This is a genomic window from Phenylobacterium sp., assembly GCF_030645195.1.
GTDB lineage: Bacteria > Pseudomonadota > Alphaproteobacteria > Caulobacterales > Caulobacteraceae > Phenylobacterium.
Genome location: NZ_JAUSLW010000030.1, coordinates 39,574 through 63,902 on the forward strand (window position 1 = coordinate 39,574; position 24,329 = coordinate 63,902).

A 24,329-nucleotide genomic window follows, 5' to 3' on the forward strand; every position below is an offset into this window, starting at 1 on the left:
CCGGACCGTGCGGTCTGCTCACCCAGCGGTCAAGCGGCAAGGCTTGGCGCGGCCCCTGGGCGCGGATAGACCCCCTCCATGCTGCCTGTTGAGGAAATCGTGCCTGACTTGCAGGCGGCCCTGGTCGAAAAGACCTCCGCCGTCCTGGTGGCGCCGCCGGGCGCCGGCAAGACCACCCTGGTCCCCCTGCGCCTGCTGGACGCCCCTTGGCTGGCCGGGGGCAAGATCATCATGCTTGAGCCCCGCCGCCTGGCCGCCCGGGCCGCGGCCGAGCGCATGGCCAAGACCCTGGGCCAGCGGGTGGGGGACACTGTCGGCTACCGGGTTCGGATGCAGTCCCGCGTTTCGGCAAGGACCCGCATCGAGGTGGTCACCGAAGGAGTCTTCAGCCGGATGATTCTCGGCGACCCGACCCTGGAGGGGGTCGGCCTGGTGATCTTCGACGAATTCCACGAGCGCAGCCTGGACGCCGACCTGGGCCTGGCGCTGGCCCGCGACGCTCAAGGCCTGCTGCGGGACGACCTGCGCCTGCTGGTGATGTCGGCCACTCTGGACGGGGCCGCGGTCGCCCGGCTGCTGGCCGCCCCCGTCATCGAGAGCCAGGGCCGGGCCTATCCTGTCGACACCCGCTATCTCGGCCGTGACGACCGCCTGCGGCTGGAGGACCGCGTCGTCCGCGCTGTCGAGCGGGCGCTCGCCGAGGAGACCGGAAGCATCCTGGTCTTCCTGCCGGGGCAGGGGGAGATCCGCCGCGCCGCCGACTTGCTGGCAGAGCGCGTCCGCCGGCCCGACGTGCTGATCGCGCCCCTCTATGGCGCCCTCGACCCCGCCGACCAGGACCGCGCCATCTCGCCGCCGCCGCCCGGCGTGCGCAAGGTGGTGCTGGCCACCTCGATCGCCGAGACCAGCCTGACCATCGAGGGCGTGCGGGTCGTGATCGATTCCGGCGTCGCCCGTGTGCCCCGCTACGATCCGGCCAGCGGCCTGACCCGCCTGGCCACCGTCCGGGTCAGCCGCGCCGCCGCCGACCAGCGCCGAGGGCGGGCCGGCCGCACCGAGTCAGGCGTCGCCTACCGCCTGTGGGACGAGGCCGAGACCCGGGCGCTTCCGGCCTATGCCGATCCGGAGATCCTCGACGCCGACCTCTCGGGCCTGGCCCTGGACCTCGCCCGCTGGGGCGCGAAGGACGTGGGCGCGATGGCCTTCCTCGACGCCCCGCCCGCCGCGGCCTTCGCAGAGGCCCGCACCCTGCTGCGTCGGCTCGAGGCGCTCACTGACGATGGGGTCCTCACCCCGCACGGCGAGGCGCTGAGCGAGGTGCCCCTGCCGCCGCGCCTGGCCCACATGGTGCTGAAGGCCGCGGCCACCGGCCAGGCGTCCCGCGCCGCCCGCATCGCCGCCCTGGTCACCGAGCGCGGCCTAGGGGGCCGCGACGCCGACCTGCGCCACCGGCTGGAGGCCTTCGAGCGGGACCGCTCCCCCCGGGCCCGCGACGCCAGGGCGCTGGCCGACCGCTGGGCGGGGATGGCGGGCAAGGCCGGGAAGGGGGAGCCCCTGGACGACGGCCTGCTGCTGGCCTTCGCCTATCCCGAGCGCATCGCCAAGGCGCGCGGGCCGACCGGCGAGTTCCAGCTGGTCAGCGGCCGGGGCGCCTTTCTCGAGCCCACAGACGCCTTGGCCAGGGAGAAGTGGCTGGCCATCGCCGAACTGGGGGGCGGCGACCGCCGCGACCGCATCCTGCTGGCCGCGCCCCTGGACGAGGCCGACCTGCTGGCCGCCTTCCAGGGCCAACTCGTCGTCGAGAGCCGGCTGGAGGAGAGCGGGGCGGGCCGCCTGCGCGCCAAGCAGATCACCCGCCTCGGCCGCCTGACCCTGCGCGAACAGATCGACGAGAACCCCGATCCCGCCCTCATCGCCCAGGCCCTGGCCGATCGCCTGCGCAGCGAAGGGCTGGGCGCGCTGAGATGGGGCCCTGCCGCGGAGGCGCTGCGCGCCCGCGTCGGCTTCCTGCGCGCCGCCGGGGGCGACTGGCCCGACCTCTCCGACGCCGCGCTCATAGAGACCCTGGACGACTGGCTGGTCCCCCTGCTGTCGGGCGTCCGGTCCCTGGCCGCCCTGAAGCCCGACGCCCTCGACGCCGCCCTGCGCACCCTGATCCCCTGGGACCAGCAACGCCGCCTGGACGCCGCCGCGCCCCTGCGCTGGGCGGCGCCCACCGGCAACGCCTTCGCCATCGACTACGCCGCCGAGGGTGGACCCCGCGTCGACGTCCGGGTCCAGGAGGTGTTTGGCCTCAAGGAACACCCCACCGTCGCCGGCGGCGTGCCCCTGACCCTCTCCCTGCTGTCGCCGGGCCATCGCCCGGTCCAGACCACCAAGGACCTGCCGGGCTTCTGGGCCGGCTCCTGGAAGGATGTCCGCTCCGACATGCGCGGCCGCTACCCCAAGCACGTCTGGCCCGAGGACCCGGCCAACGCCGCCCCCACGGCGCGCGCCAAGCCGCGGGGGACCTGACGCCGGGCGACCTATGCCGTCGCCGCGTAGATCATGATCCCCGTCGCCACCGACAGGTTGAGGCTGTCGGCGCGGCCGCGCATGGGGATCTTGACGTTGACGTCGCAGAGGGCGGCCATTTCCGGCGTCAGGCCCTGCTGCTCGTTGCCCATGAACACCAGGGCGGGCTTGGCGTAGGTGGCCTCGTGGTGGGCGACGGTGGCGGTCAGCAGGGTGCCGATCACCGAGCCCGGCCAGGCCTGACGCCAGGCGGCGAAGGCCTCCTCGCTGGCCCGCACGATGGGCACGGCGAAGATCGAGCCCATGGTGGCGCGCACCGCCTCCACCGAGAACGGATCGCAGCATTCTCCCACCAGGATCACCGCCCCGCAGCCGGCGGCGTCGGCGGTGCGCACGATGGTCCCCAGGTTACCGGGGTCCCGGACCCGGTACAGGGCGACGAAGCAGGAGGAGGACTGGGGGCTCAGGTCCTCCAGGGCGGTGAAGACCTGGCGAAAGACGCCCACCACCGCCTGGGGGTTGTCGCGGCGCGAGACCTTGGCGAGGATTTCCGGGGTGACCTCGATCACCTCGCCGCCGCCGGCCTTGGTGGCGCTCATCGCCTGGCGGAGCAGGGGGTGGCCGCCGGCCTCCCGGCCGTACATCAGGATGGCCGGGGCGTGGCCGGTCTCCACCGCCTCGGTGACGATCTTCAGCCCCTCGGCGACGAACAGGCCGGTCTCGTCGCGTTCCTTGCGCAGGTGCAGGGCGCGGACCGCCTTGACCGTGGGATTGGTCAGCGAGGTGACGGTGCGGTCGCTCACGGGGCCCACCGGGCGTAGAAGGACATGCCGATCTGGCGCGAGCCGTCCTGCTGCACCAGGGCCAACTCCCCCCATTCGATGCGGCCGCCGCGGTCCTTCAGCCGGTCGGCCAGCAGCCCGGCCAGGGCCGCGCCGGAGATGCGCTCGGCATAGGCGTTGAGCAGCAGGAATTCCGCCTTATCCGAAAGAAGTTCGGCGCATAGGGCCGAAAGCTCAGGCAGGTTCTCAAACAACTTCCAGACCTCGCCGTCCGGCCCGCGACCGTACTTCGGCGGATCGAGGATGATGCCTTCGTACTTTGAGCCCCGCCGCACCTCCCGCTGCACATAACGGCGGGCGTCCTCGCAGATCCAGCGGATGGGCTTGTCGGCCAGCCCCGAGGCCTCGGCGTTCTCGCGGGCCCAGCCGATGGCCTTCTTCGAGGCGTCCACATGGGTCACCGCCGCCCCGGCCGCGGCGCAGACCAGGCTGGCGACCCCGGTGTAGCCGAACAGGTTCAGCACCCGGGGCTGGCCCTGGGCGGCGCGTACCTTCTCGTCCAGCCAGGCCCAGTTTGCGGCCTGTTCGGGGAAGAAGGCCAGGTGGCGGAAGGCCGTGAAGCGGGCCTTGAACTTCACGTCCTGCCAGGCCAGCGGCCAGGTGTCCTTGGGCTGCTCGCGGAACCGCCAGCGGCCGGCGTCCTCCTCGTCGCTGGGATCGAACACCGCGTCGGCGTTGGCCCAGACGTCCTCGCCCAGGGACGGCGCCCACAGGCACTGGGGTTCGGGGCGGACCACCGAATAGCGGCCGTAGCGCTCCAGCTTGCGCCCATTGCCAGAGTCCAGCAGGGCGTAGTCGGCCCAGCCGGTGGTGCGCATGACGCCGGGGGCCTCGGCGACGGTAGGGGCGGGTTTGGTCATGTCCTTGGCCTTACCCGGTCCGGCGCGCAGCCGTCCAGTCAACCGGCGGCGGAGCGGAATGGCGCGGGGCGCCGTGATGTCGCATTGTTTCAGGTCTGACTTGCGCGGGCTGGGCTTTTGGTTTCCGCTGCAAGCAGTTCGGTTGACGGAAGGATTCCCGTGACGACCACGGCAGTGACCACACGGCGTTCGGCGCGCAAGCCCAAGGGTGACGGCCACCTGCGGCGCGAAGAAATCCTCACGGCCGCCGAGCGAATCTTCGTGGCGGAGGGCTATGAGGGCGCCACCATCCGCAAGATCGCCGACGAGGTCGGCGTCTCCTCCACCGCCCTCTACATGCACTTCCCCGACAAGGGCGGCATCCTGCTGGAGATCTGCGAGCGGACCATCATCCAGCTGCTGGAGCGCAACGCCGCCATCGCCGCCAAGCCGCTGGACGCCGCCACCCGGGTCAAGCAGATGCTGGACTCCTACATGCGTTGGGGTTTCGAGCACCCGAACGCCTATCTGCTTGTGTTCGCCGGCGTTCATCCCGTATCGCCCATCTGGCATGACGGTACGGCGGACATGAGCGCGCGATGCTACGACATCTTCAGCGGCGCGGTGCGCGAGATCGCGGCCGAGGGCCGCCTGCGGACCGGCACGGCCGACAGCGCCGCCCAGGCCCTCTGGGCGGCCTGCCATGGCGTGGTGGCCCTGCTGACCAGCCGCCCGAACTTCGATTGGGCGCCGACCGAGGAGCTGATCGAGGTCACTTTGGACGGGCTGATGAACGGTCTCGTCGTCGACTGATCGTCGCAGCGTTGATCGGCTTGGCCCTGGCGGGCCAAGCCCGGGCCGCGCCTCGGGTTCTTTCGCTGGACCAGTGCGCCGACCAGTTCGTCCTCGCCCTCAGCCCCCGGGAAGCCATCGTTGGTCTCTCCACGCGGGCCGACGATCCGGACTCCCGCCTGCGCGCCCTGGCCAAGGGCCTCCCCCTGCGCCGCACCACCCTGGAATCGGCCCTGGCCGTGCGGCCCGAGCTCGTCGTCCGCTACTGGGGCGGCGATCCGCGGTTCGTGGCCCAGCTTCAGCAGCGCGGCGCCCGGGTGGTGACCATTGAGGACGCCTCGGACTTTGACGGGGTGCGGGCCAATGTCCGCCGCGTCGCCGCCGCCCTGGACCGCCGACCCCAGGGCGAGGCGGTGATCGCCCGCATGGACGCCCGACTGGCCCGCTCGAACCGCGCCTGGCGCGGGGCCACGGCCCTCTATATCACCCCGGGCGGCTTCACCGGCGGGCAGGGAACCTTGGTGCATCAGATCCTGATATCCGCCGGCCTCGCCCCGACGTCGCCAGGCCCCGGCTATCAACCCGTCTCCCTGGAGCAACTGGCCCTGAAGCCGCCTCGGGCGGTGGTGCTGGGCTTCTTCGACAGCTTCATGCTGGCCAACAACCACTGGGGCATGGGCCGTCATCCGGTGATGCAGCGCCTGGCCGCGCACCGCACGGTGGCCAGCCTGCCCGGCGCCATGCTCGGCTGTCCCGATCCCTCCGCCGCCGAGGCCGTGGAGATCCTGGCCGCCAGGGCGCCGCGATGAGCAGCCTCAGGCTCAACCTCCTGCTGGTCCTGATCCTGTTTGGCCTCGTGGCCCTGGGCCTGTTGCTGGGGGAGACTCCGCTGAGCGCCGCCCAGTACGCCCAGGCCTTCGCCGACCCCGCCTCGGCGCCCGGCGAGATCCTCTGGACCATCCGCGCGCCCCGCGCCGTGGCCGCCGCCGTGGTGGGCGGGGCGCTCGGCCTCGCCGGGGCGGTGATGCAGGGACTGCTGCGCAATCCCCTGGCCGATCCCGGGGTGCTGGGAGTCTCGGCGGGCGCCGGCCTTGGCGCGGCGCTGGCCATCGCGCTCGGCCTGGCCGCCACGCCGGGCGGCACGGAGGTCGCGGCCCTGATGGCGGCGCTCGCCACCGGCCTGATGCTGACGGCGCTCGCCGCCCGATTCCGCGAGCCCGAGACCCTGATCCTGTTCGGCGTGGCCCTGTCGGCCTTCGCCGGGGCCCTGACCGCCCTGATCTTCAACCTGTCGCCCTCGCCGGTCACCACGGCGGAGATTCTGTCCTGGCTGATGGGCTCGGTGGCCAATCGCGGCTGGAACGACATCGCCCGCGAGATCCTCCCGATGGCCGCCGGCGCGGGCCTCTGCGTCTACGCCGCCCGCGGCCTGGTGATGCTGACCCTGGGGGAGGAGACCGCCGCGCTGTCGGGCCTGCCCATGGGTCGCCTGCGCGCCGCCGCCGTGGCGGGCGCAGCCCTGCTGACCGGGGCCGCCGTGGCGATGGCCGGGATCATTGGCTTCGTGGGCCTGGCCGCGCCGCACCTGGTGCGGGCCGGGGCGGGCGCCGATCCGGGCAGGACCCTGACCCCCTCGGCCCTGGCGGGCGCCGGCCTGCTGGTGGCCGCCGATGTCGCCGCGCGGATGATCCCCACCGACCAGGAACTGAAGCTGGGGGTGGTCACCGCCCTGTTCGGCGCGCCGCTCTTCGCCCTGATCGCCTGGCGCGCGGCCCGGAGCTGGCGCGCATGATCGCGGCCCTGTCCCTGCACGAGGCCACCGTTCGGCGCGGCGAGGTCGAGGTTCTGTCATGCGCCAGCTTCCAGGTCCTGCCTGGCGAGGTCGTGGGGGTCGTAGGCCCGAACGGCGCGGGCAAGACCACCCTGCTGCGCGCGGCGCTCGGCCTGGCCAGGCTCTCCTCGGGCCGCGCCGAACTGGCCGGACGCGACATCTCCAGCCTGGATGAGGCGGGCCGCGCGGCCCTGGTGGGTTACCTGCCCCAGGAGCGGCGCGTCGGCTGGAGCCTGCCGGCCTGGCGGATCGCCAGCCTGGGGGCGGCCAGCAAACCGCCAACCCTGGCCCGGGCCGCCGCCCTAAGGGCCCTGGAACGGGTTGGGCTCTCCAATCTCGCGGAGCGCGGTGTGCTCGATCTCTCCGGTGGCGAACGGGCGCGGGTGCTGCTGGCCCGTCTCCTGGTCACCGCCGCCCCGCTGCTGGTGGCCGACGAGCCGGCCGCGGGGCTCGACCCCGACGCCCAGCTCCTGGCCCTGGAGCTGTTCCGCGAGGAGGCCGCCCGCGGCGCCGCCGTGGTCCTGACCCTGCACGACCTCGGCCTGGCGGCCCGGACCTGCGACCGGCTGGTGGTGGTGGGCTCCGGCCGCATCGTCGCCGATGGCGCGCCGGCCGATGCGCTCACGCCGCCGGTCCTGCGCCAGGTGTTCGGCCTGGAGGGCGCCCTGGAGGCCACCTCCGCCGGCCTGACCCTGGCGGCGCGCAGAGCGCGGCCGTGAAGCTGCTGGGCCTGCCTGGACGCGAGCCGGCGACCCTGGGTCAGATGCAGGCTCTGCTGGCCCGCCTGGAGGTGGGCCAGACGGAGACGGAAGTCCGCCGGCACGGCTTTTGGCACACCGACTGGACCGACCCCGACGTGCTTCCAGAGGCTGACGCTGTCTGCCTGCTCTCGGCCGACCTGGTCATAGCCAAGTCCATCGGAACCCTGATCACCATGCTGGCGGCGGCCCGACACGACTTTTCGCCCACCGCCTGCGTCTTCGTCGCCACGCCTCTGAACCGCCTGATCGCCGAGGACCGCATCCCGCTGCTGGAGGCGCACTGCGACGCCATCCCCACCCTGTTCATCCAGCAGGCGGAGGACTTCAACGGCGCCTACGCGCCGCTCGCGGAGATCGTGGCGCGGCGCCCGCGCTGCACGGCGGTGGAAATCCCGGGCGGCGATCACCTCTATGAGGACCTGGACCTGATCGCGCCGCTGATCGAGGCCTGGGTCAACGAGGCCTGAGCGTCAGTACGGCGTACCGTCCTTGCGCACGAAGCGGCCGTCGGCGTTGGCGCTCATCATGTCGATGTCGATCTTGGGCATGCCGATCTCGAAGGCCTCGGCTCTAGTTGGGGATGGGCGCCATCCCGCCGCTGGCCTGGGTCGGAATGGCGTTCTGGGACTGGACGATGCCGCCCGAGGGCACGTAGCCCGTGCCGTAGCCGCCGCGCTTCAGGTCCGCCGACAGGGTGATCGGCGCCGTGCCGCCGTTCAGCCGGGCGCGGTAGACCTGCATTCCCTCCATCACCCGCATGACGTAGTTGCGGGTCTCGGAGAATGGGATGCACTCGATGAAGTCGATGGGATCGGTGGCCGCCCCGCGCGGGTCGCCGCAGAAGGTCGACCATTGAATGGGGCGTCCGGGGCCGGCGTTATAGGCCGCGATGGCCATGGGGTAGGAGCCTGAGAAGGTCCCCACCATCTGGCCCAGATAGCTGGAGCCCAGGCGCATGTTGTATTCCGGATCGTCCAGCATGCCCGGCGAATAGCTGGCGCCCATGCGACGGGCCACCACCGAGGCGGTTCCCGGCATCAGCTGCATCATGCCCCGCGCCCCGGCGCCGGAGCGGATCGTCGGATCGAAGCCACTCTCCTGGCGAGTGATGCCCAGGACCAGGGCCGGCTCGGGCGCGCCGGGCACGTCGGGCGCCGAGCGCACGGGATAGCCGCGCTCGGGCAGGATGAAGCCGCGCTGGGCGGCGGCGCGGACCACCTTCATGCCGGTGTCGATGTCGCCATAGCCGCGGGCCAGGTCCACCAACAGGGCCTCCTCCTCGGCGGTGGGCAGGATGTCGTCCAGGGTCAGGACGAAGGTCTTGAACAGGTCCTTGTTTCCGATCTCGTAGAGCAGCCGGGCGGCGCGCACGGTCTCGCGGCCCTCGAAACGGTTGCGGTCGGCCTGGGTGATGATCGGGTCGCGGCCCAGGGTCAGCTTGCCATAGCCGATCTTCTCGCCGGCCAGCTGGCCGTAGAAGGTCGTGTTGAACCTAGCCGCACCGCCATAATAACCCTGGGCGCGATCCTGCTGTCCGCGGTCCTGGGCCGCCCGACCGCGCCAGTAGAGGGCGCGGGCCCGTGTGATGGGCGAGGAGCCGATCTTCTCGATGGCGGCGAAGTGGCGGTCGGCGTCCTCGGGGCGCTTGAGCCGGGTGAGCGCGATCCAGCCGGCGTAGAATTCAGCCTCGGTGGCGTCCGTGCCTTGGGTCAGGCCGGTGTTGGCGGCGGCGGTGTAGGCGCCCAGGGAGTCGCCGTTGCGCAGGGCGGAGATCACCAGCTGATAACGCTCGTCCCAGATGCGCTCGCCCATCTCGGTGAAGGGGATGTCGGTGGGGAAGCTCTTCACCAGCCCCAGCGCGATCTGGTCCATGCCCCGGCGGCGCATATAGGCGGCGCGCTCGAAGGCCAGGCCCGGCGAATTGCTGACACTGGCGGGAAGAGCGTTCACCAGGGCGTTGGCGCTGGGGGAATTCTGGCGCAGGGCCATGCGCGCCTGGGCGAGCTGGGCCTGGTCGGCCGGCAGCAGGGGGATCATGTCCCGCGCGGCGGGCCCCTGGCTGCCGAACAGGATGACGTCGGCGCGGCGGACGTGGTCGTCTACCGTCAGTACGTCGCCGAAGCGGGCCAGCATCGAGCGCTGCGGATCGGCCTCGAACAGCCGGTCGCGCCAGAAGTGGCGGATCAGGCTGGCGGCCTCCTTGGACCTGCCGGTGGCGCGATAGGCCGAGGCCAGAGCGATGGCGCCCTCGGCGGTCACCGGCTCGGCGCCGCCCAACCAGTCGATGATCCGCTGCGGGCTCTGGCCGGAGGTCTCCAGCAGCTTCTCGGCCGCCATCTGGCGGCGCCCGGACCGCGGCCAGCCGGCCAGGTCGCGGCGGGCCTGGTCGATCTCGAAGAAGCTCAGGGAATCGGCGGCGGAATCGGCCAGCGCCCAGGTGGCGATCTTCTTGGCGATCGGATCGTTGATCATGGCGATCGCCGACCGGGCGCCGGTGACGTCGGCGCGCTTGGCCGACTCCAGGGCGCTGCGCAGGGCCGCGCCGTCGGTGTCCGACAGGGAGCCGCGATAGGCGATCGGCTGGGTCTGGGTCAGCTCGATCGGGGGCGGAGGGCCTTCATAGGGACGGGGACCGTTGACCGGCGGCTGTTGCGCCTCGGCGACACCCGACAGCAGAACGGCGGCGGCGGCGGTGAGGAATGCCTTACGGGCCTGTGACGGCAAAACGAATTACTCCGGGTCGTGCGAAATACGGAACGAGTTGGTTGCGGCTTAGGGCCTGGCCGCCATATTGTCCGGCCAAATCTTGAGGCCGCAACAACTGGCCTCGCTTTCACGGCTTTTTGCAGACCATGTCCGAACCTTTGTTCAAGGGCGTCATGCCGGCCCTCGTGACGCCGTTCCGCGACGGCGCGGTCGATGAGCAGGCGTTTGTCGCCCTCGTCGAGCGCCAGATCGCGGGAGGCGTCCACGGCCTGGTGCCCGTCGGCACCACAGGCGAAACCGCCACGCTCAGCCACGACGAACACCGTCGGGTTGTGGAACTGTGCGTCGCCACCGCCGCGGGGCGTGTGCCGGTGATCGCCGGGGCGGGCTCCAATTCCACCGCCGAGGCCATCGAGCTGGTGCGCCACGCCAAGACCGTCGGGGCCGACGGCGCCCTGGTGGTGACCCCCTACTACAACCGCCCCAGCCAGGAGGGCCTCTACGCCCACTATGCGGCGATCAACGAGGCGGTGCAGCTTCCGGTCCTGGTCTACAACGTTCCGGGCCGCACCAGCGTCGACATCTCCGACGTCACCCTGGGCCGGCTGTCGAAGCTGCCCAATATCGTCGGCGTCAAGGACGCCACCGGCGACATGACCCGGGCCACCATGCAGCGCCTGCTCTGCGGCCTGGACTGGGTGATGCTGTCGGGGGACGACCTGACGGCGCTGGGCTACATGGCCCACGGCGGCCACGGCTGCATCTCGGTGACCTCCAATGTCGCGCCCGACCTCTGTGCGGCCTTCTACAACGCCGCCCTCGGCGAGGACTGGAAGACCGCCCTCTACTGGCAGGACCGGCTGATCGGCCTGCACAAGGCGCTGTTCGCCGACGCCTCGCCATCGCCCACCAAGTTCGCCCTGGGCCATCTCGGGCTCTGCGAAGCCCATGTGCGCCTGCCCATCGCCCCGTGCTCGGAAACCGCCCGCCACGAGGTCCTGGCCGCCTTGCGGGACACCGGCCTGATCTGATGGCCGGCAAGCTCATCGCCGAGAACCGCCGCGCGCGGTACGATTACTTCCTGGAGGAGACCTTCGAGGCCGGACTGATGCTGACCGGCAGCGAAGTGAAATCCCTGCGCCAGGGCCGGGCCAATATCGCGGAGTCCTACGCCGCGGTGGAGGGCAAGGACATCGTGCTGATCAACGCCGACATCCCGCCCTACGGCCAGGCCAATCGCTTCAACCATGAGCCGCGCCGGCACCGGAAACTGCTGCTGCACAAGAAGCAGATCGACAAGCTGATCGGCGCCGTCCAGCGCGAGGGCCGGACCCTCGTCCCCACCAAGCTCTATTGGAACGAGAAGGGTCTGGCCAAGCTGGAGATCGCGCTCGCCAAGGGCAAGCAGACCCACGACAAGCGGCAGGCCACCGCCGACCGCGACTGGCAGCGCGACAAAGCCCGCCTGATGCGCGACCGGGGCTGATGATCGAGGCGTCGCAGGTCGAGGCCATCGAGCGCGCCACCCTGGCCGCCGTGGCGCCCGAAGAGGTTCTGGAGATCGAGGGCTGGCTGCTGGGCCTGGACCCCGGCTCCATCCGCCGCGCCGCCAGCGCCGTGCCCCTGCGCCACGACCTTTCCGCCGACCTGGAGGTCTTCGACCGCATCGAGGCCGCCTATGCCGGTCGCGGCCTGACCCCGGCCTTCCGGATCGCCGACGGCCCTGGCCTGGAGGCCGTCCGCGTCCAGCTGACCCGCCGCGGCTATGTTTCCGAACAGCCGACCCTGGTGAAGACCGCGCCGCTCGCCGCGGTCGCCGCCGTCACCGACCATCCCCCCGCCGAGGTGGCCGAGCGGCCCGACGAGGCCTGGGCGGCGGTGTTTCTGGGGGAGGGGTTCGATCCCGTCGACGGCTCCTATCGGGTCAAGGCGCTGAGCCGCTCGGCCGGCGCCCGGTTCGGCATGGTGCGGGATGGCGAGCGCACAGTCGCGGTGGGGTGCGGAACCCTGGGCCACGGCTGGGCCAGCTTCCACGGCATGCGCACCGACCTTGGCCGCCGCGGCGAGGGCCTGGCGGGCCGGGTGCTGGCGGGCCTGGCGGCCGAGGCCCTGACGCGCGGCGTCGACCACGCCTTCCTGCAGGTGGAGGAGAAGAACGCCCCGGCGAGGTCGCTCTACCGCCGCGCCGGCTTCCAGCAGGCCTGGCGCTACTTCTACTGGAGCAGGCCGGGCTAGCTACGCGCCGTAATTTCCCGGGATCTGTTTCACCCCGTCGCCGATCCCATGCCAGTCGGGCTTGGACGCCGTGTTCATGTGCAGGACGGGCCTGATCCCGGGATCATCGTCCAGGGCGGAGGCCGCGATCGGGAAGACCTCGTGTCCGCCCAGGGGCTCGCCAAGCGACGATCCGCAGACCCCACAGAAGCAGCGCTTGTGGGTCCAGGGCGCGGGCGGTTCATAGGTGCTGATCTGGTCGGCGCCGGTGAGCAGCCGGAAGTCGGCGGCCTTCACCATCACCACCGCCGATGACAGGCCTGAGGCCTTTCGGCAGCGGTCGCAGTGGCAATAGGTCAGGTGCAGGGGCGTTCCGGTGATCTCGAAGGTCACCGCGCCGCAGAGGCAGCTTCCCTTGATCGGCGTCATGACAGCCCTCCCTAGCTTTCTATCAACGCCCTGGCGCGCCGGAACACCGCCTCGAACATCTCGCCCGTCAGCCTGCCCGTATTCGTGTTGAGCCGCGAGCAATGGTAGCTGTTGAGGATCACATAGGGCCCGGCCTGGAACTCCGTCCCGTGGCCGGGCGGCCCGGCGGAGGCCTTCAGGCCGATGGCCTTGAGCACATTGCGCCGCGACACGTCGCCAAGGGTGATGATGACCTTGAGCCGGGGCAGGGCGCCCAGGCGCGCGCTGAGGAAGGGCCGGCAGGTCGCCTCCTCGCTGGTCTCGGGCTTGTTGCCCGGCGGGGCGCAGCGGACGGCGTTGGTGATCATGCAGTCTGTCAGCTCCAGCCCGTCGTCGGGCCGCGCCTCATAGGTCCCGCGGGCGAAGCCGGTCTTCAGCAGGGTCTCGTAGAGCATTATCCCGGCGCCATCGCCGGTGAAGGGTCGCCCCGTGCGGTTGGCGCCGGTGCGGCCGGGCGCCAGGCCCGCCACGAGCAGGCGCGCGTTCGAATCGCCGAAAGAGGGCGCCGGCCCGTTCCACCAGTCGGGATGGTCGGCGCGGTTGGCCGCCCGATAGGCCACCAGGCGCGGACAGAGCGGGCAGTCCCGTGGCGGCTCGGCCACGGCGGTCGTGATCGGCATCAGGCCTCGGCGTCCGCCTCGCGGTCGGCCCCGGTGCGGCTTTCCTGGATGAAGCGGGGCAGGCGCGAGGGCCGGCCGATGATGTCGGCCAGGTCGGCCAGGTCGATGAAGCAGTCGGCCTGACGGCGCAGGTCGTCGCTGGCCATCGGCGGCTGGGACTTCACGGTGGAGACCACGGTCACCCGCGCGCCCTTGCGCTGGACCGCCTCCACCAGGCAGCGGAAGTCGCCGTCGCCGGAGAACAGCAGCAGGTGGTCGGCGTGGGCGGCCATTTCCAGCATGTCGACGGCGATCTCGACGTCCATGTCGCCGCGCCAGCGCTTGCGCCCCTGGGCGTCGGTGTATTCCCGGGCCGGCTTCGTCACCAGGCGGAAGCCGTTATAGTCCAGCCAGTCCACCAGGGGACGGATCGGCGAATACTCCTGATCCTCCACCAGGGCGGTGTAGTAGTAGGCGCGCACCAGGATTCCGCGCTTGCGGAACTCTTCCAGCAGCTTGCGATAGTCGATATCGAAGCCGAGCCCCTTGGCGGCCGAATACAGGTTCGCGCCGTCGATGAAGAGCGCCAGCCTGTCCGTGGGATAAAATGTCATTGGGATCGGAAATCCAAATAGGGGGCGGGAGGCGCATGGACCTGGACGGGACCGTCATCGTCGCGCTGGGCGGTAATATGGCCGGCGACTATGGTTCGTCCGAAGCTCTTCTGGAGGCGGCGCTCGCTCGTTTCGCCCAGGCGGGATTGCCTGTGGTTGCCCGGTCATCCTGGTGGAGCTCTGCCGCCTGGCCTGACCCGACCGTCAACGAGTATCGCAACGGCGTCGCGCTTGTCGAGACGAAGCTTAGCCCGCTGGAAGCTCTGCATACCCTTTTTTCAATCGAGGCGACCTTCGGTCGCGTGCGGAGCGAGAAAAACGCGCCCCGGACCCTCGATCTGGACCTCATCGCCCATGGCCGAGCTGTATTGGCGCAGCAGGAACTGACCCTGCCGCACCCCCGCGCCCACGAGCGGCTGTTCGTCATGGGGCCGCTGGCGGAGATCGTCCCGGACTGGCGCCATCCGACCCTGGGGGCGACAGCGCGCGAGCTGGCCGCTCGGGCCACCGTCGGCCTGGACGCGCGGCCGGTTCAGGCCGCCGCGGCGCGCCTGCGGCCCATGGCCTGATCCAGGCAGAGGGCGGCCACCGCGATCCATGGGATGCTGCTGAGGGCGTAGGCTCGCTGCCACAGGCCGACGTCGGCGCGGTGAACCAGGCCGCCAACCCCCATCATGATGGCGAACAGGGCCCCCGAGGCCAACAGGATCAGCAGCAGGAAGGTCTTCAGGCCGGTCATCTGGGCCCGGCCGGTCAGGGCCAGGAAGACCAGCAGGGGCGCGACCTGGATGGCCATGCCCAGGCCAAAGCCGCCGTGCCTCTCGTCGGGCATGGGGAACATTCCGCCCATGATCATCGAGGCGCCCCAGAGGCTGATGCTCAGCCCCGCGAGGCTCGAGAAGATCCAGCCCTTGGACAGGGCCCGCAACACCAGGGCGAATCCCAGGCCGGCGAGGATCGCGCAGACCCCGGCCGAGATGATTCCGTAGTTGAAGATCTCCGGCCGCGCCGCCGAGGCCGAGCCCAGTTCGCTGGCGTACTGGGTGACGTGGCTATAGCCGGGATAGAAGAGGGATCCGACGATCACGGCGCCGAGATAGAGAACCGGCGCGGCGATGCCGAGCCGCAAGAGCCACCTGTCCATATGACCGCTCCAAGCTTGACTATTGGGGGTCAGCTTGGCCGCCTGCGACCATTCACGTCAAGTCGGGGCCCGATTGCCGCCGTTGCGGCGTTGCACAATGAGCTCAAACCCTCTATTTTGTTCGGTTCTACCCCCGACTTGAGGATTCCATGGCCCGCGTCACCGTCGAAGATTGCATCGAACGAGTTCCGAACCGCTTCAGCCTCGTGCTGCTGGCGGCCCACCGGGCCCGCGCCATTTCGGCCGGCTCGGCCATCCTGGTCGATCGCGACAACGACAAGAATCCGGTCGTCTCCCTGCGGGAGATCGCCGATGACGTGGTGGACGCCGAGGAGCTGCGCGAGACCCTGATCGGGACCCTGCAGCGCGTCGACGAGCGCTCCGAAGCCGAGGAAGAGGCCGAAACCCTCGCCCTGCTGGCCGATCCGACCCACATGCAGATGAGCGAACTGGAACTGGTCCGCGCCCTGCAGAGCGACCGTGACGGCGGTCAGGAGGAGCGGTACTGAGCCCGGAAGGCGCAGAACCCCTCACGCTTACGGCGGCGCCTGACCCCGCCGTCGACCAGAAGATTGCGCCGCCGAGTCCGACTCGGCCCCTGCGCATGCTCCGCCAATATGAGCTGATCGAGAAGGTCCGCTCCTACGATCCGACCGCCGACGAGGCGATCCTGAACCGCGCCTATGTCTATGCCATGCGCATGCATGGCTCGCAGAAGCGCGCCTCCGGCGACCCCTATTTCGCCCACCCCATCGAGGTGGCGGGCATCCTCACCGACTACCGGCTGGACACCGCGACCATCGTCACGGCCCTGCTGCACGACGTGATCGAGGACACCCCGGTCAGCGCCCAGGACATCACCGACCTGTTCGGCTCGGAGATCAGCGAGCTGGTGGAGGGGGTGACCAAGCTCACCAAGCTGGAGCTCAACAGCGAGCACACCAAGCAGGCCGAGAACCTGCGCAAGTTCATCCTGGCCATCTCCAAGGACGTCCGCGTCCTGATGGTCAAGCTGGCCGACCGCCTGCACAACATGCGGACGCTGCACTACATCAAGAGCCCGGCCAAGCGCGAGCGGATCGCCCGCGAGACCCTGGACATCTACGCCCCGCTCGCCCGCTCCATCGGCTGTCACCGCATCTGCTCGGAGCTGGAGGAGCTGGCCTTCGAGCACCTGAACCCGGTGGCCCGCGACGCCATCGGCCGCCGGCTGGAGGCCTTGCGTATCGAGCAGGGCGGCGCCGTGGCGGTGGTCTCGGGCGAGATCGCCTCGAAGCTGGAGAACGGCGGCCTTTCGGCCCGGGTCTTCGGCCGCGAGAAGAACCCCTATTCGATCTGGCGCAAGCTGCAGCGCAAGTCGATCGGCTTCTCCCAGCTCTCCGACATCTACGCCTTCCGGGTGATCGTCGATTCCGAAGAGGACTGCTACCGCGCGCTTGGCGTCATCCACCGCGCCTGGCCCAGCGTGCCCGAGCGGTTCAAGGACTTCATCTCGACGCCCAAGCGCAACAACTACCGCTCGATCCACACCACGGTGGTGGGCCCCAAGGGCATGCGCATCGAGATGCAGATCCGCACCGAGGCCATGGACCGGGTGGCCGAGGAGGGCGTGGCCGCCCACTGGCGCTACAAGGACAAGTCCTACGGCTTCGACGCCGAGGCCCAGGCCGACGCCGGGGGCCGCGACCCGCTGCTCAACCTGCGCCATCTGGTCCAGGTGCTGGAGCACGGCGGGGACGTCGAGGAGCTGGTGGAGCACGCCAAGCTTGAGATGTATCTCGACCAGGCCTTCGTCTTCACGCCGAAGGGCAAGCTGGTCAGCCTGCCCAGGGGCGCGATGCCTCTGGACTTCGCCTATGCCGTCCACACCGACGTCGGCGACACCTGCATCGGGGTGAAGATCAACGGCGAACTCAAGCCCTTACGGACGACTCTTCAGAATGGGGATGTGGTCGAGGTCATCCGTGGCGCCAAGCCCGTGGTGCCCCCCGACTGGCGCTCCCTGACCGTCACCGGCCGCGCCCGCTCAGCCATCCGCCGCCACATCCGCCAGACCGAGAAGGAAGAGTTCACGAGGCTCGGCCGCGCCACGGTGGACCAGACCTTCGAGCGCGCCGGCAAGGCCCGCAAGGACGTCTCCCTGAAGCCCGCCCTGGAACGCTTCGCCGTGGCGGGCGAGGACGACCTGTTCGAGATCGTCGGCCGCGGTCGCATCTCCCCGACCCAGGTGCTGGACGTGATCTTCCCGGGCCTCAAGGCCTCCGACCGCGAGGCGGCCACCGCCGTGCGACGGATCGAGGGTGGCAAGGCGGCCAGGCTCTATGTCCGTGGCGGCGGCCTGACCCCTGGGGTCTCCCTGCACTTCGGCCAATGCTGCACCCCAGTGCCCGGCGACCGCATCGTCGGCATCATCGAGCCCGACGGCGGCGGCCTGACGGTCCACACCATCGATTGCGCCAAGCTGGCGGAATACGAGGACAAGGAAGAGCTCTGGCGCGACCTGCAATGGACGCCGGAGGCCGAGCGCAACACCGTCACCCTGTCGCGCCTGACCGCCACCATCCGCAACGCGCCGGGCGTCCTGGGCCAGGCCTGCACGGTGATCGGCGAGGCCGGCGGCAATATCGTCAACCTGCGCATGCACCGCCGCCACGCCGACTTCTTCGACGTCGACTTCGATGTCGAGGTGAAGGACGCCCGCCACCTCACCCACATCGGCGCCGCCCTGCGCGCCAACCCGTCCATCGAGACGGTGGAGCGGGCGAAGGGGTGAGCCCATCGCCGGCTGGGGCTCAGGTCGCGGCCCGCGCGGCGTTCGCCATGGCCTTGGCCGCAGCCTGCTCCTGGGCGATGGCGTCGCGAGTCTCGTCGATCAGGCGTCTGGCGATGGGATCGGTCTGAATCGCCAGCCAGTAGGCCGCCAGCTTCGGGAGGTTTCCCAGGGGATCTGGGGTTCCGAACAGTCCGGGAATCCACTCGCAGGCCAGGACCAATTGCGGGGTGATGGCCCCGTCGGCCTGGGTGAGGCTGGCGCCCACCGCATAGCCGTCGGTCCCGATGTATTCCTCCAGGAACCCCAGGGCCTCGGCCACCTTGTCCGTGGCCGCGCGTATGGCGAGGGGGTCCCAGTGCTTGCGCGAACGGGCCGAGAAACTGAACAGCGGGACCATGGCCATGACCACGTAGAAGTCGCAGATGCGGGAGAGCAGCCGCATCCGGGCCCGCCCCCAGGCATCGGCCGGCTGGGTGGCCGGGCTGGGATAGGCCTCCTCCAGGTACTCGCAGATCACCTCGGACTCAGGCAGGGCGCGGCCGTCGTCCAGCACCAGGGCCGGGACCCGGCCGACGGGATTGATGGTCAGGTAGTCGCCCTTGGACTCCGCCGAGGAATGGAAGCCCGGAGGCTCGATGATCTCCACCTCCAGGCCCTTGGCGTAGATCATCAGCCGCACCCGGGTGGGGAAGGGCGAGGAATAGGTCTGGAATAGTTTCACCGCGCGTGGGCCAGGCGGCCGGCGCCGGCCTTGGCCTCGACGCCCGGCCAGGCGTCCACCGTCACCCGCCGCATGTGCCGGCGCTGGCCGGGATAGTCGTTCAGCGCATAGTGCCAGACCGAGCGGTTGTCCCAGAAGGCCACCGAGCCCGGGGACCAGGCGAAGCGGGTGGTGAAGCGCTCGCCCCGGCAATGGTCGAACAGGAAGTCCAGCAGGGCCTTGGACTCCCGGGTGCTCCAGCCCTCGATCTTCATCGTGAAGGCCGGGTTCACATAGAGCGCCTTCCGGCCGGTCTCGGGATGGACGAGGACCACGGGGTGGATGAACTCGCCGGTCGCCCCCTCGGCCTCGGCCACATTCATGGAGGAGCGCTTCTGGGCCGAGTGGCCGCCGGCGGAGTATTCCCGTCCCGCCGAATGGACCGCGTTCAGGGTCTCCAGGGTGGCCCGCAGGCCGGGCGTCAGCGCCTCGAAGGCCGCCGCTTGGCTGGCGAACAGGGTGTCGCCGCCATAGTCGGGCAGTTCCACGCCATAGAGGATGGAGCCGATGGAGGGGTGCTCCAGGAAGCTCATGTCGGAGTGCCAGCCACCGCCGAAGTTCACCCTGTCCTGCGGCTCCTTGATGATCTCCATCACCTCGGGGTGGTCGGTCATGCCGGCGACATAGGGATGGATGTTCAGCGGGCCGAACCGGCGGCCGAAGGCCAGCTGCCGCTCCGGCGTCAGGGCCTGGTCGCGGAAGAAGATCACCTGGTGCTCGACGAAGGCCTGGCGGATCTCGGCGATGGTCTCGTCGCTGAAGTCCTGGGACAGGTCGACCCCGGAAATCTCGGCGCCCAGGGCGCCGGCGGTGCGGCGGATGCGCAGGTTCGGCATGGCTATGGTCCTCCCGGGCGCCTGACCGGCGCCTCTCGCGAGGGATTTCGTCACGTCCGCGCCTGCCGTTCAATCCCCGGCGCCCGCAGTTTTTCTGCCGCGAGGGGGGAGGGCGGCTGGGGCGCCCGCCTAGCTTTTCCACCCGTCGACGCCTAAGTCGGCCCCACGGCCTCGCTTCCAAGGACGATCCCCATGACCTCCACCGCCCTGACCTGGCGTTCGGCCCTGCTGGCCCTGGCCGTGGTGGCGGTGTGGGGCACCAATTTCGTGGTCATCAAGGTGGCGCTGGCCCACCTGCCGCCGCTGACCTTCGCCACCCTGCGCTTCACCTTCGCCCTGATGCCGGCGGTGTTCTTCCTCAAGCGGCCAGCCGTGCCGTGGCGCAACCTGGCGGCCTATGGGGTGCTGATCGGCCTGGGCCAGTTCGGCATGCTCTACCTGGCCATGCAGCACGACATCTCGCCGGGCCTGGCCTCCCTGGTGGTGCAGGTCCAGGTCTTCTTCACCATCGGCCTGTCCATGTGGCTGACGGGCGAGCGGGTGAAGCGGTTCCAGGTGGCGGCCCTGCTGCTGGCCACCGCCGGCCTGGCGGTGATCCTGTGGCACACCGATGGCGCCACCACGCCGCTGGGCCTGGGCCTGGTCCTGATCGCCGCGGCGAGCTGGGCCGGGGGCAACCTGGTGCAGCGCTCGACCCCGGGGGTCAATTCCCTGGCCTATGTGGTCTGGGCGAGCCTGTTCTCCATCCCGCCGCTCTTAATCCTCTCCCTGGTGTTCGAGGGCGCGCCGCGGATGATCCAGGGCGTCGCGCACGCCGACGCCGCAACCTGGGCCGCGGTGCTCTGGCAGTCGGTGGGAAACACCCTGTTCGGCTACGCCGCCTGGGGCTGGCTGCTGGCCCGCTATCCGGCGGCCACCATCTCGCCGCTCGCCTTCTTCGTGCCGGTGTTCGGGATGGCGGCCTCCGCGGCGCTGCTGGGGGAGCCGATGCAGGGCTGGAAGCTGGCGGCGGCGGGCCTGGTGCTGGGCGGCCTGGCGCTCAACATGTTCTGGCCGATGCTGCGCCGGTCGGCCCTTCAGACCTCGTAGGCGTACATCCGGTAGGGGACCTCCACGCCCTGGGGCTTGGAGAACTTCATGGTGTCCTCGACGAAGTGGAAGCCCAGCCGCTTCAGCACCGCGCCCGAGGCCGGGTTCTCCGCATTGTGCCCGGCGACGATGCGCTTCAGCCCCACGGTACCGATGGCGAAGTCCATCAGGGCGGCGGCGGCCTCGCCGGCGTAGCCTTGCCCCCAATAGGGCTCGTCGAACCAGTAGCCGATCTCGCCATAGGTCCCGGAGATGTCGTCGATGTCGGCCGTTCCGATCATCACCCCGTCCAGCAGGACGGCGAAACGGTAGGCGGTTCCCTGCGCCCATTCCTTTCCGTGCAGGTCGGCCCATGCGAACATGGCCTCTTCCGTCGCGGGCCACGGCGCCAGCCGCAGCATGCGGGTGACGTTCCAGTTGGACTGGATCTGGGCCATGCGCGGGGCATCGGCCGGCTCGGTGGGGCGCAGGATCAGGCGCGGTGTCGTCAGCCGGATGTCGCGGCTCAGCATGGATTGCGTCTCTCCTCACACCATCCCAGATGACAGCCTGACGTGGTTTCGCTAAGCCGCGTCAAGGAGGCGCTCTCATGAACACCGAACAGGTCCTGGAAGAATTCCGCGCGTCGGGCGCCCTGCGCGAGGGCCACTTCGTGCTCTCCAGCGGGCTGCACTCGGGGACCTTCCTGCAGAAGAACCTGGTGTTTCAGTACCCCGAGCGCACCGAGCGGCTGTGCAAGGCCCTGGCGGCCAAGATCATCGCCGAGGTCGGTCCGGTCGATCTGTGCATTTCTCCGGCGGTGGGTGGCATCATTCCGGGCTACGAGACCGCGCGGCACCTGGGCGTGCCGTCCATGTATGTCGAGCGTGAGGGCGGGTCCTTCAAACTTCGCCGCGCCTTCTCCATTCCGCCGGGGGCGCGGATCGCCATGGTGGAGGACATCGTCTCCACGGGCCTGTCCTCACGGGAATGCGTCGACGCCATCAAGGCGGCCGGCGGCAATGTGGTGGTGGCCGCGGCTATCGTCGACCGCTCCGGCGGCAAGGCCGATCCCGGCGCGCCCTTCGTGGCGCTCGCCCGCCTGAACGTTCCGGCCTATCCCGCCGATCAGCTGCCGCCGGAACTGGCTGCGATCCCGGTGGAAGACCCGGGCAGCCGGAGACTGCACGGATGAGCCGCCTTCGCCTGGGGGTGAACATCGACCACGTGGCCACCATCCGGAACGCCCGGGGCGCCACCTATCCCGATCCCGTCCGCGCCGCCGAGATGGCCATGGCCGCCGGCGCCGACGGCATCACCGCCCACCTGCGGGAGGATCGCCGGCATATCTCAGACGCAGACATGGACGCCCTGGCCGCCATCACCCGCCGGCGCGGCATCCCGCTGAACTTCGAGATGGCGGTGACCGCCGAGATGGAGTCCATCTGCCTGGCCCATGTCCCCCACGCCGCCTGCCTGGTGCCCGAGCGCCGGGAAGAGGTGACCACCGAGGGCGGCCTTGACGTGGTCAAGGGCCACAACGCCATCGCCCCCACCGTGCGCCGCTTCGTCGAGGCCGGGATCCGGGTCTCCTGTTTCGTGGACGCAGACCTGGACCAGGTGGCCGCCGCCAAGTCCGTCGGCGCCCAGGTGGTGGAGCTGACCACCGGCCCCTATTGCGACGCGATCCGCGACCGCTCACCCGAGGCGCCGCGCCTGCTGGAGAAGCTGCGCGCCACCGCCGCCGAGGCCCACCGCATCGGCCTGGAGGTCCATGCCGGCCACGGGATGGACTATGAGAGCGTCAAGCCGGTGGCGGCGATCGGCGAGGTGATGGAGCTCAACATCGGCCACTTCCTGATCGGGGAGGCGATCTTCGTGGGCCTGACCCCGGCCATCCAGCGCATGCGGGCCCTGATGGACGAAGCCCGCGCCGAGCGCGCGGCATGATCCTGGGGATCGGCTCGGACCTGTCGGACATCCGCCGGGTCCACGCGACCCTGGAGCGGTTCGGGGAGCGCTTCACCCACCGCATCTTCACCGAGATCGAGCGCACCCGCTCCGAGCGCAAGCCGGACAAGGCGTCGAGCTACGCCAAGCGCTTCGCCGCCAAGGAGGCCTGCGCCAAGGCGCTGGGCACCGGCATGCGCGCCGGGGTCTTCTGGCGCGACATGGGGGTGGTGAACATGCGTTCGGGCCAACCCACCATGGCGCTCACCAACGGCGCCCTGGCCCGGCTGGAGAAGATGGTCCCCGAGGGCCACAAGCCGGTGATCCATCTGTCGCTCACCGACGACCACCCCTACGCCCAGGCCTTCGTGATCATCGAGGCCGTGCCGGAATAAGCCGTCCCGTCTGGGGCGAGGGCGGGTGAGACGCGCGCGGTTCGTGCTAGGATTGCGTCATGTCGGGGGCCTCCGCAAAAACGCACGACCGGCGCCGCCTGCGCTTTTCGCTGGCGCTGGTGACCCTGGTCCTGGCGCTCGCCTGGCCCCAGGCGCGGCGGCCGGCCGAGCGCCTGCCGGCCGGGCGCACGGTGCAGCAGGCCGTCGCCGCCACCGAGGCGCCGGACCTCTCGAGGGCGATCATCGCCCTGGGGCGCGGCTTCGACGGGCGGGTCGGCATCGCCGTGCGCGACGTCGACGAGGGCTGGACGGCCTCCTTCGACGGCGACAGCAAGTTCCCCCAGCAAAGCGTCTCCAAGCTCTGGGTGGCCCTGGCGGCCCTGGACGCGGTGGACCGGGGCAGGATGGCGCTCGCCGACACCTTGGTGGTCCGCAAGGACGACCTCAGCATCTTCCACCAGCCCCTGCGCAAGCACGTCGGCGAGAACGGCTATCCGGTCACGGTGCGTGAGCTGATCCGTGGGGCCATCGCCCAGAGCGACAACGCCGCCAACGACATGCTGGTGGCCCATGTCGGCGGCCAGACCGCCGTCCAGGCGATCCTCGACGGCCATCGCCTCAAGGGGGTCTGGGCCAGCCCGCCGGAGAAGGTGATGCAGGCCCAGATCGCCGGCCTGGACTGGAAGCCGGAATACTCCTTCGACCGCACCTTCTGGACCGAGCGCGACACCCTGTCGCCCGAGGCCCGCTCGGTGAACCTGGATGCGTACCTGCAGGACCCCTATGACGCCGCCACCCCCGTCGGACTGGTGACCGCCCTGGCCCGCCTGCAGCGCGGGGAACTGCTGGCGCCGGCCTCCACGGACCTGCTGCTGGACATCATGCGCGGGACCGAGACCGGCGCCAGCCGGCTGCCGGCCGGTCTCGCGCCGGGCTGGCGGCTGGCTCACAAGACCGGGACCGGCCAGGTGATGGGGCCGGTGGCCACCGGCTTCAACGATGTGGGGATCATGACCGCCCCGGACGGTCACAGCTATGCGGTGGCGGTGATGATCGCCCAGACCCGTCGCCCGACGCCCGAGCGCCAGGACCTGATGGCCGCCGTGGCCCGGGCCGTGATCGCCCATCACGACCGCCACACCGCCGCCCAAACCGGCGTCTATGGTCAAGCTCCAGGCGATGCGACCCATTCGCCTTGATGAAGAGTTCACGGGCGCGACTCT

The 24,329-nt window shown here is 70.4% G+C and carries 27 protein-coding genes; 17 read left to right on the forward strand and 10 right to left on the reverse strand.

The genetic code is table 11. The features are described from left to right. The first annotated feature begins 78 nt into the window (after positions 1-78). Complete coding sequence (hrpB, locus tag Q7T09_RS02755; RefSeq protein ID WP_304697436.1) at positions 79-2,514, forward strand: ATP-dependent helicase HrpB; 2,436 nt, start codon at positions 79-81, stop codon at positions 2,512-2,514. Positions 2,515-2,525: 11 nt separating this feature from the next. Here hrpB and Q7T09_RS02760 read toward each other — a convergent pair whose 3' ends face one another. Together Q7T09_RS02760 and Q7T09_RS02765 are read right to left on the reverse strand one after the other, a co-directional pair. Beyond that, the gene (locus tag Q7T09_RS02760) at positions 2,526-3,317 is read right to left on the reverse strand and encodes an RNA methyltransferase (protein ID WP_304697437.1); all 792 of its coding nucleotides are present in this window, start codon (positions 3,315-3,317) and stop codon (positions 2,526-2,528) included. Then, positions 3,314-4,216, reverse strand: a complete 903-nt coding sequence (locus Q7T09_RS02765; RefSeq protein ID WP_304697438.1) for a class I SAM-dependent methyltransferase — start codon at positions 4,214-4,216, stop codon at positions 3,314-3,316. The genes Q7T09_RS02760 and Q7T09_RS02765 overlap by 4 nt, the downstream gene beginning before the upstream one ends. A 159-nt stretch (positions 4,217-4,375) precedes the next feature. Between Q7T09_RS02765 and Q7T09_RS02770 the strand changes: the two genes are divergently transcribed. From Q7T09_RS02770 to Q7T09_RS02790, 5 genes are read left to right on the forward strand one after another with little or no spacing between them, the layout of a single operon-like run. Beyond that, positions 4,376-5,008, forward strand: a complete 633-nt coding sequence (locus tag Q7T09_RS02770) for a TetR/AcrR family transcriptional regulator (RefSeq protein WP_304697439.1) — start codon at positions 4,376-4,378, stop codon at positions 5,006-5,008. A gap of 11 nt (positions 5,009-5,019) precedes the next feature. Then, positions 5,020-5,796, forward strand: a complete 777-nt coding sequence (locus tag Q7T09_RS02775) for an ABC transporter substrate-binding protein (protein ID WP_370689192.1) — start codon at positions 5,020-5,022, stop codon at positions 5,794-5,796. Next, positions 5,793-6,779, forward strand: coding sequence for an iron ABC transporter permease (locus Q7T09_RS02780; protein ID WP_304697440.1), 987 nt, complete (start codon positions 5,793-5,795; stop codon positions 6,777-6,779). The genes Q7T09_RS02775 and Q7T09_RS02780 overlap by 4 nt, the downstream gene beginning before the upstream one ends. Beyond that, complete coding sequence (locus tag Q7T09_RS02785) at positions 6,776-7,537, forward strand: ABC transporter ATP-binding protein (RefSeq protein WP_304697441.1); 762 nt, start codon at positions 6,776-6,778, stop codon at positions 7,535-7,537. The genes Q7T09_RS02780 and Q7T09_RS02785 overlap by 4 nt, the downstream gene beginning before the upstream one ends. Continuing rightward, positions 7,534-8,046 (forward strand): hypothetical protein, encoded by a 513-nt coding sequence (locus Q7T09_RS02790; RefSeq protein ID WP_304697442.1) that lies wholly within the window; start codon positions 7,534-7,536, stop codon positions 8,044-8,046. The genes Q7T09_RS02785 and Q7T09_RS02790 overlap by 4 nt, the downstream gene beginning before the upstream one ends. Before the next feature lie 103 nt (positions 8,047-8,149). On the opposite strand, the gene Q7T09_RS02795 is transcribed toward Q7T09_RS02790, so the two are convergent. Further along, positions 8,150-10,303 (reverse strand): lytic transglycosylase domain-containing protein, encoded by a 2,154-nt coding sequence (locus tag Q7T09_RS02795; RefSeq protein ID WP_304697443.1) that lies wholly within the window; start codon positions 10,301-10,303, stop codon positions 8,150-8,152. Positions 10,304-10,431: 128 nt separating this feature from the next. Between Q7T09_RS02795 and dapA the strand changes: the two genes are divergently transcribed. Genes dapA through Q7T09_RS02810 form a run of 3 tightly spaced genes read left to right on the forward strand, consistent with a single transcriptional unit; the run spans position 10,432 to position 12,520 of the window. Continuing rightward, the gene (gene dapA, locus Q7T09_RS02800; RefSeq protein WP_304697444.1) at positions 10,432-11,316 is read left to right on the forward strand and encodes a 4-hydroxy-tetrahydrodipicolinate synthase; all 885 of its coding nucleotides are present in this window, start codon (positions 10,432-10,434) and stop codon (positions 11,314-11,316) included. Further along, entirely contained in the window at positions 11,316-11,771 is a 456-nt protein-coding gene (gene smpB, locus Q7T09_RS02805) for an SsrA-binding protein SmpB (RefSeq protein WP_304697445.1), read from the forward strand. Before dapA ends, smpB begins: the two co-directional genes overlap by 1 nt. Further along, positions 11,771-12,520, forward strand: coding sequence for a GNAT family N-acetyltransferase (locus tag Q7T09_RS02810; RefSeq protein WP_304697446.1), 750 nt, complete (start codon positions 11,771-11,773; stop codon positions 12,518-12,520). The genes smpB and Q7T09_RS02810 overlap by 1 nt, the downstream gene beginning before the upstream one ends. Here the strand turns inward: Q7T09_RS02810 and Q7T09_RS02815 are convergent, their stop codons facing one another. From Q7T09_RS02815 to Q7T09_RS02825, 3 genes are read right to left on the reverse strand one after another with little or no spacing between them, the layout of a single operon-like run. Then, a complete protein-coding gene (locus Q7T09_RS02815) occupies positions 12,521-12,928 on the reverse strand; it encodes a GFA family protein (RefSeq protein ID WP_304697447.1) in 408 nt (135 codons plus the stop codon). A gap of 11 nt (positions 12,929-12,939) precedes the next feature. Beyond that, the gene (locus Q7T09_RS02820; protein WP_304697448.1) at positions 12,940-13,587 is read right to left on the reverse strand and encodes a uracil-DNA glycosylase; all 648 of its coding nucleotides are present in this window, start codon (positions 13,585-13,587) and stop codon (positions 12,940-12,942) included. Next, entirely contained in the window at positions 13,587-14,180 is a 594-nt protein-coding gene (locus tag Q7T09_RS02825; protein WP_304697449.1) for an NYN domain-containing protein, read from the reverse strand. The genes Q7T09_RS02820 and Q7T09_RS02825 overlap by 1 nt, the downstream gene beginning before the upstream one ends. Positions 14,181-14,215: 35 nt before the next feature. Between Q7T09_RS02825 and folK the strand changes: the two genes are divergently transcribed. Continuing rightward, positions 14,216-14,749 (forward strand): 2-amino-4-hydroxy-6-hydroxymethyldihydropteridine diphosphokinase, encoded by a 534-nt coding sequence (gene folK / locus Q7T09_RS02830; RefSeq protein ID WP_304697450.1) that lies wholly within the window; start codon positions 14,216-14,218, stop codon positions 14,747-14,749. Here the strand turns inward: folK and Q7T09_RS02835 are convergent. Next, positions 14,713-15,324 carry a DUF998 domain-containing protein gene (locus tag Q7T09_RS02835; RefSeq protein ID WP_304697451.1) on the reverse strand — a complete coding sequence of 204 codons (612 nt, stop codon included), beginning with the start codon at positions 15,322-15,324 and terminating at the stop codon, positions 14,713-14,715. The two genes, folK and Q7T09_RS02835, sit on opposite strands and share 37 nt — an antisense overlap. 149 nt (positions 15,325-15,473) lie before the next feature. On the opposite strand from Q7T09_RS02835, the gene rpoZ reads away from it, so the two are divergent. Both rpoZ and Q7T09_RS02845 read left to right on the forward strand, forming a co-directional pair. Next, on the forward strand, positions 15,474-15,833 hold the full coding sequence (rpoZ, locus tag Q7T09_RS02840; RefSeq protein WP_215340105.1) for a DNA-directed RNA polymerase subunit omega: 360 nt from the start codon (positions 15,474-15,476) through the stop codon (positions 15,831-15,833). Positions 15,834-15,928: 95 nt separating this feature from the next. After that, the gene (locus Q7T09_RS02845; RefSeq protein ID WP_304697452.1) at positions 15,929-18,097 is read left to right on the forward strand and encodes a bifunctional (p)ppGpp synthetase/guanosine-3',5'-bis(diphosphate) 3'-pyrophosphohydrolase; all 2,169 of its coding nucleotides are present in this window, start codon (positions 15,929-15,931) and stop codon (positions 18,095-18,097) included. Between the two features lie 19 nt (positions 18,098-18,116). Here the strand turns inward: Q7T09_RS02845 and Q7T09_RS02850 are convergent, their stop codons facing one another. Further along, positions 18,117-18,818, reverse strand: coding sequence for a glutathione S-transferase family protein (locus Q7T09_RS02850; RefSeq protein WP_304697453.1), 702 nt, complete (start codon positions 18,816-18,818; stop codon positions 18,117-18,119). Beyond that, complete coding sequence (locus Q7T09_RS02855; protein ID WP_304697454.1) at positions 18,815-19,693, reverse strand: TauD/TfdA family dioxygenase; 879 nt, start codon at positions 19,691-19,693, stop codon at positions 18,815-18,817. Before Q7T09_RS02855 ends, Q7T09_RS02850 begins: the two co-directional genes overlap by 4 nt. Positions 19,694-19,885: 192 nt before the next feature. Here Q7T09_RS02855 and Q7T09_RS02860 point away from each other — a divergent pair, with 192 nt between their 5' ends. Then, positions 19,886-20,782 (forward strand): EamA family transporter, encoded by an 897-nt coding sequence (locus Q7T09_RS02860; protein WP_304697455.1) that lies wholly within the window; start codon positions 19,886-19,888, stop codon positions 20,780-20,782. Here Q7T09_RS02860 and Q7T09_RS02865 read toward each other — a convergent pair. Continuing rightward, the gene (locus tag Q7T09_RS02865; protein WP_304697456.1) at positions 20,770-21,294 is read right to left on the reverse strand and encodes a GNAT family N-acetyltransferase; all 525 of its coding nucleotides are present in this window, start codon (positions 21,292-21,294) and stop codon (positions 20,770-20,772) included. The two genes, Q7T09_RS02860 and Q7T09_RS02865, sit on opposite strands and share 13 nt — an antisense overlap. A 77-nt stretch (positions 21,295-21,371) precedes the next feature. Between Q7T09_RS02865 and pyrE the strand changes: the two genes are divergently transcribed. From pyrE to bla, 4 genes are read left to right on the forward strand one after another with little or no spacing between them, the layout of a single operon-like run. After that, the gene (pyrE, locus tag Q7T09_RS02870) at positions 21,372-21,956 is read left to right on the forward strand and encodes an orotate phosphoribosyltransferase (protein ID WP_304697457.1); all 585 of its coding nucleotides are present in this window, start codon (positions 21,372-21,374) and stop codon (positions 21,954-21,956) included. After that, entirely contained in the window at positions 21,953-22,711 is a 759-nt protein-coding gene (locus Q7T09_RS02875) for a pyridoxine 5'-phosphate synthase (protein ID WP_304697458.1), read from the forward strand. Before pyrE ends, Q7T09_RS02875 begins: the two co-directional genes overlap by 4 nt. Beyond that, positions 22,708-23,106 carry a holo-ACP synthase gene (acpS, locus tag Q7T09_RS02880; RefSeq protein ID WP_304697459.1) on the forward strand — a complete coding sequence of 133 codons (399 nt, stop codon included), beginning with the start codon at positions 22,708-22,710 and terminating at the stop codon, positions 23,104-23,106. Before Q7T09_RS02875 ends, acpS begins: the two co-directional genes overlap by 4 nt. 59 nt (positions 23,107-23,165) lie before the next feature. Next, positions 23,166-24,305 (forward strand): class A beta-lactamase, encoded by a 1,140-nt coding sequence (gene bla / locus Q7T09_RS02885; RefSeq protein WP_304697460.1) that lies wholly within the window; start codon positions 23,166-23,168, stop codon positions 24,303-24,305. The last annotated feature ends 24 nt before the right edge of the window (positions 24,306-24,329 follow it).

Excerpts from the sequence above, each read along its gene's own strand:
- hrpB (WP_304697436.1), top strand. The coding sequence starts at position 79 with ATGCTGCCTGTTGAGGAAATCGTGCCTGACTTGCAGGCGGCCCTGGTC.
- Q7T09_RS02765 (WP_304697438.1), bottom strand. The coding sequence starts at position 4,216 with ATGACCAAACCCGCCCCTACCGTCGCCGAGGCCCCCGGCGTCATGCGC.
- Q7T09_RS02780 (WP_304697440.1), top strand. The coding sequence starts at position 5,793 with ATGAGCAGCCTCAGGCTCAACCTCCTGCTGGTCCTGATCCTGTTTGGC.
- Q7T09_RS02785 (WP_304697441.1), top strand. The coding sequence starts at position 6,776 with ATGATCGCGGCCCTGTCCCTGCACGAGGCCACCGTTCGGCGCGGCGAG.
- dapA (WP_304697444.1), top strand. The coding sequence starts at position 10,432 with ATGTCCGAACCTTTGTTCAAGGGCGTCATGCCGGCCCTCGTGACGCCG.
- smpB (WP_304697445.1), top strand. The coding sequence starts at position 11,316 with ATGGCCGGCAAGCTCATCGCCGAGAACCGCCGCGCGCGGTACGATTAC.
- Q7T09_RS02810 (WP_304697446.1), top strand. The coding sequence starts at position 11,771 with ATGATCGAGGCGTCGCAGGTCGAGGCCATCGAGCGCGCCACCCTGGCC.
- Q7T09_RS02815 (WP_304697447.1), bottom strand. The coding sequence starts at position 12,928 with ATGACGCCGATCAAGGGAAGCTGCCTCTGCGGCGCGGTGACCTTCGAG.
- Q7T09_RS02820 (WP_304697448.1), bottom strand. The coding sequence starts at position 13,587 with ATGCCGATCACGACCGCCGTGGCCGAGCCGCCACGGGACTGCCCGCTC.
- Q7T09_RS02825 (WP_304697449.1), bottom strand. The coding sequence starts at position 14,180 with ATGACATTTTATCCCACGGACAGGCTGGCGCTCTTCATCGACGGCGCG.
- folK (WP_304697450.1), top strand. The coding sequence starts at position 14,216 with ATGGACCTGGACGGGACCGTCATCGTCGCGCTGGGCGGTAATATGGCC.
- Q7T09_RS02835 (WP_304697451.1), bottom strand. The coding sequence starts at position 15,324 with ATGGACAGGTGGCTCTTGCGGCTCGGCATCGCCGCGCCGGTTCTCTAT.
- rpoZ (WP_215340105.1), top strand. The coding sequence starts at position 15,474 with ATGGCCCGCGTCACCGTCGAAGATTGCATCGAACGAGTTCCGAACCGC.
- Q7T09_RS02845 (WP_304697452.1), top strand. The coding sequence starts at position 15,929 with ATGCTCCGCCAATATGAGCTGATCGAGAAGGTCCGCTCCTACGATCCG.
- Q7T09_RS02855 (WP_304697454.1), bottom strand. The coding sequence starts at position 19,693 with ATGCCGAACCTGCGCATCCGCCGCACCGCCGGCGCCCTGGGCGCCGAG.
- Q7T09_RS02860 (WP_304697455.1), top strand. The coding sequence starts at position 19,886 with ATGACCTCCACCGCCCTGACCTGGCGTTCGGCCCTGCTGGCCCTGGCC.
- Q7T09_RS02865 (WP_304697456.1), bottom strand. The coding sequence starts at position 21,294 with ATGCTGAGCCGCGACATCCGGCTGACGACACCGCGCCTGATCCTGCGC.
- pyrE (WP_304697457.1), top strand. The coding sequence starts at position 21,372 with ATGAACACCGAACAGGTCCTGGAAGAATTCCGCGCGTCGGGCGCCCTG.
- Q7T09_RS02875 (WP_304697458.1), top strand. The coding sequence starts at position 21,953 with ATGAGCCGCCTTCGCCTGGGGGTGAACATCGACCACGTGGCCACCATC.
- acpS (WP_304697459.1), top strand. The coding sequence starts at position 22,708 with ATGATCCTGGGGATCGGCTCGGACCTGTCGGACATCCGCCGGGTCCAC.
- bla (WP_304697460.1), top strand. The coding sequence starts at position 23,166 with ATGTCGGGGGCCTCCGCAAAAACGCACGACCGGCGCCGCCTGCGCTTT.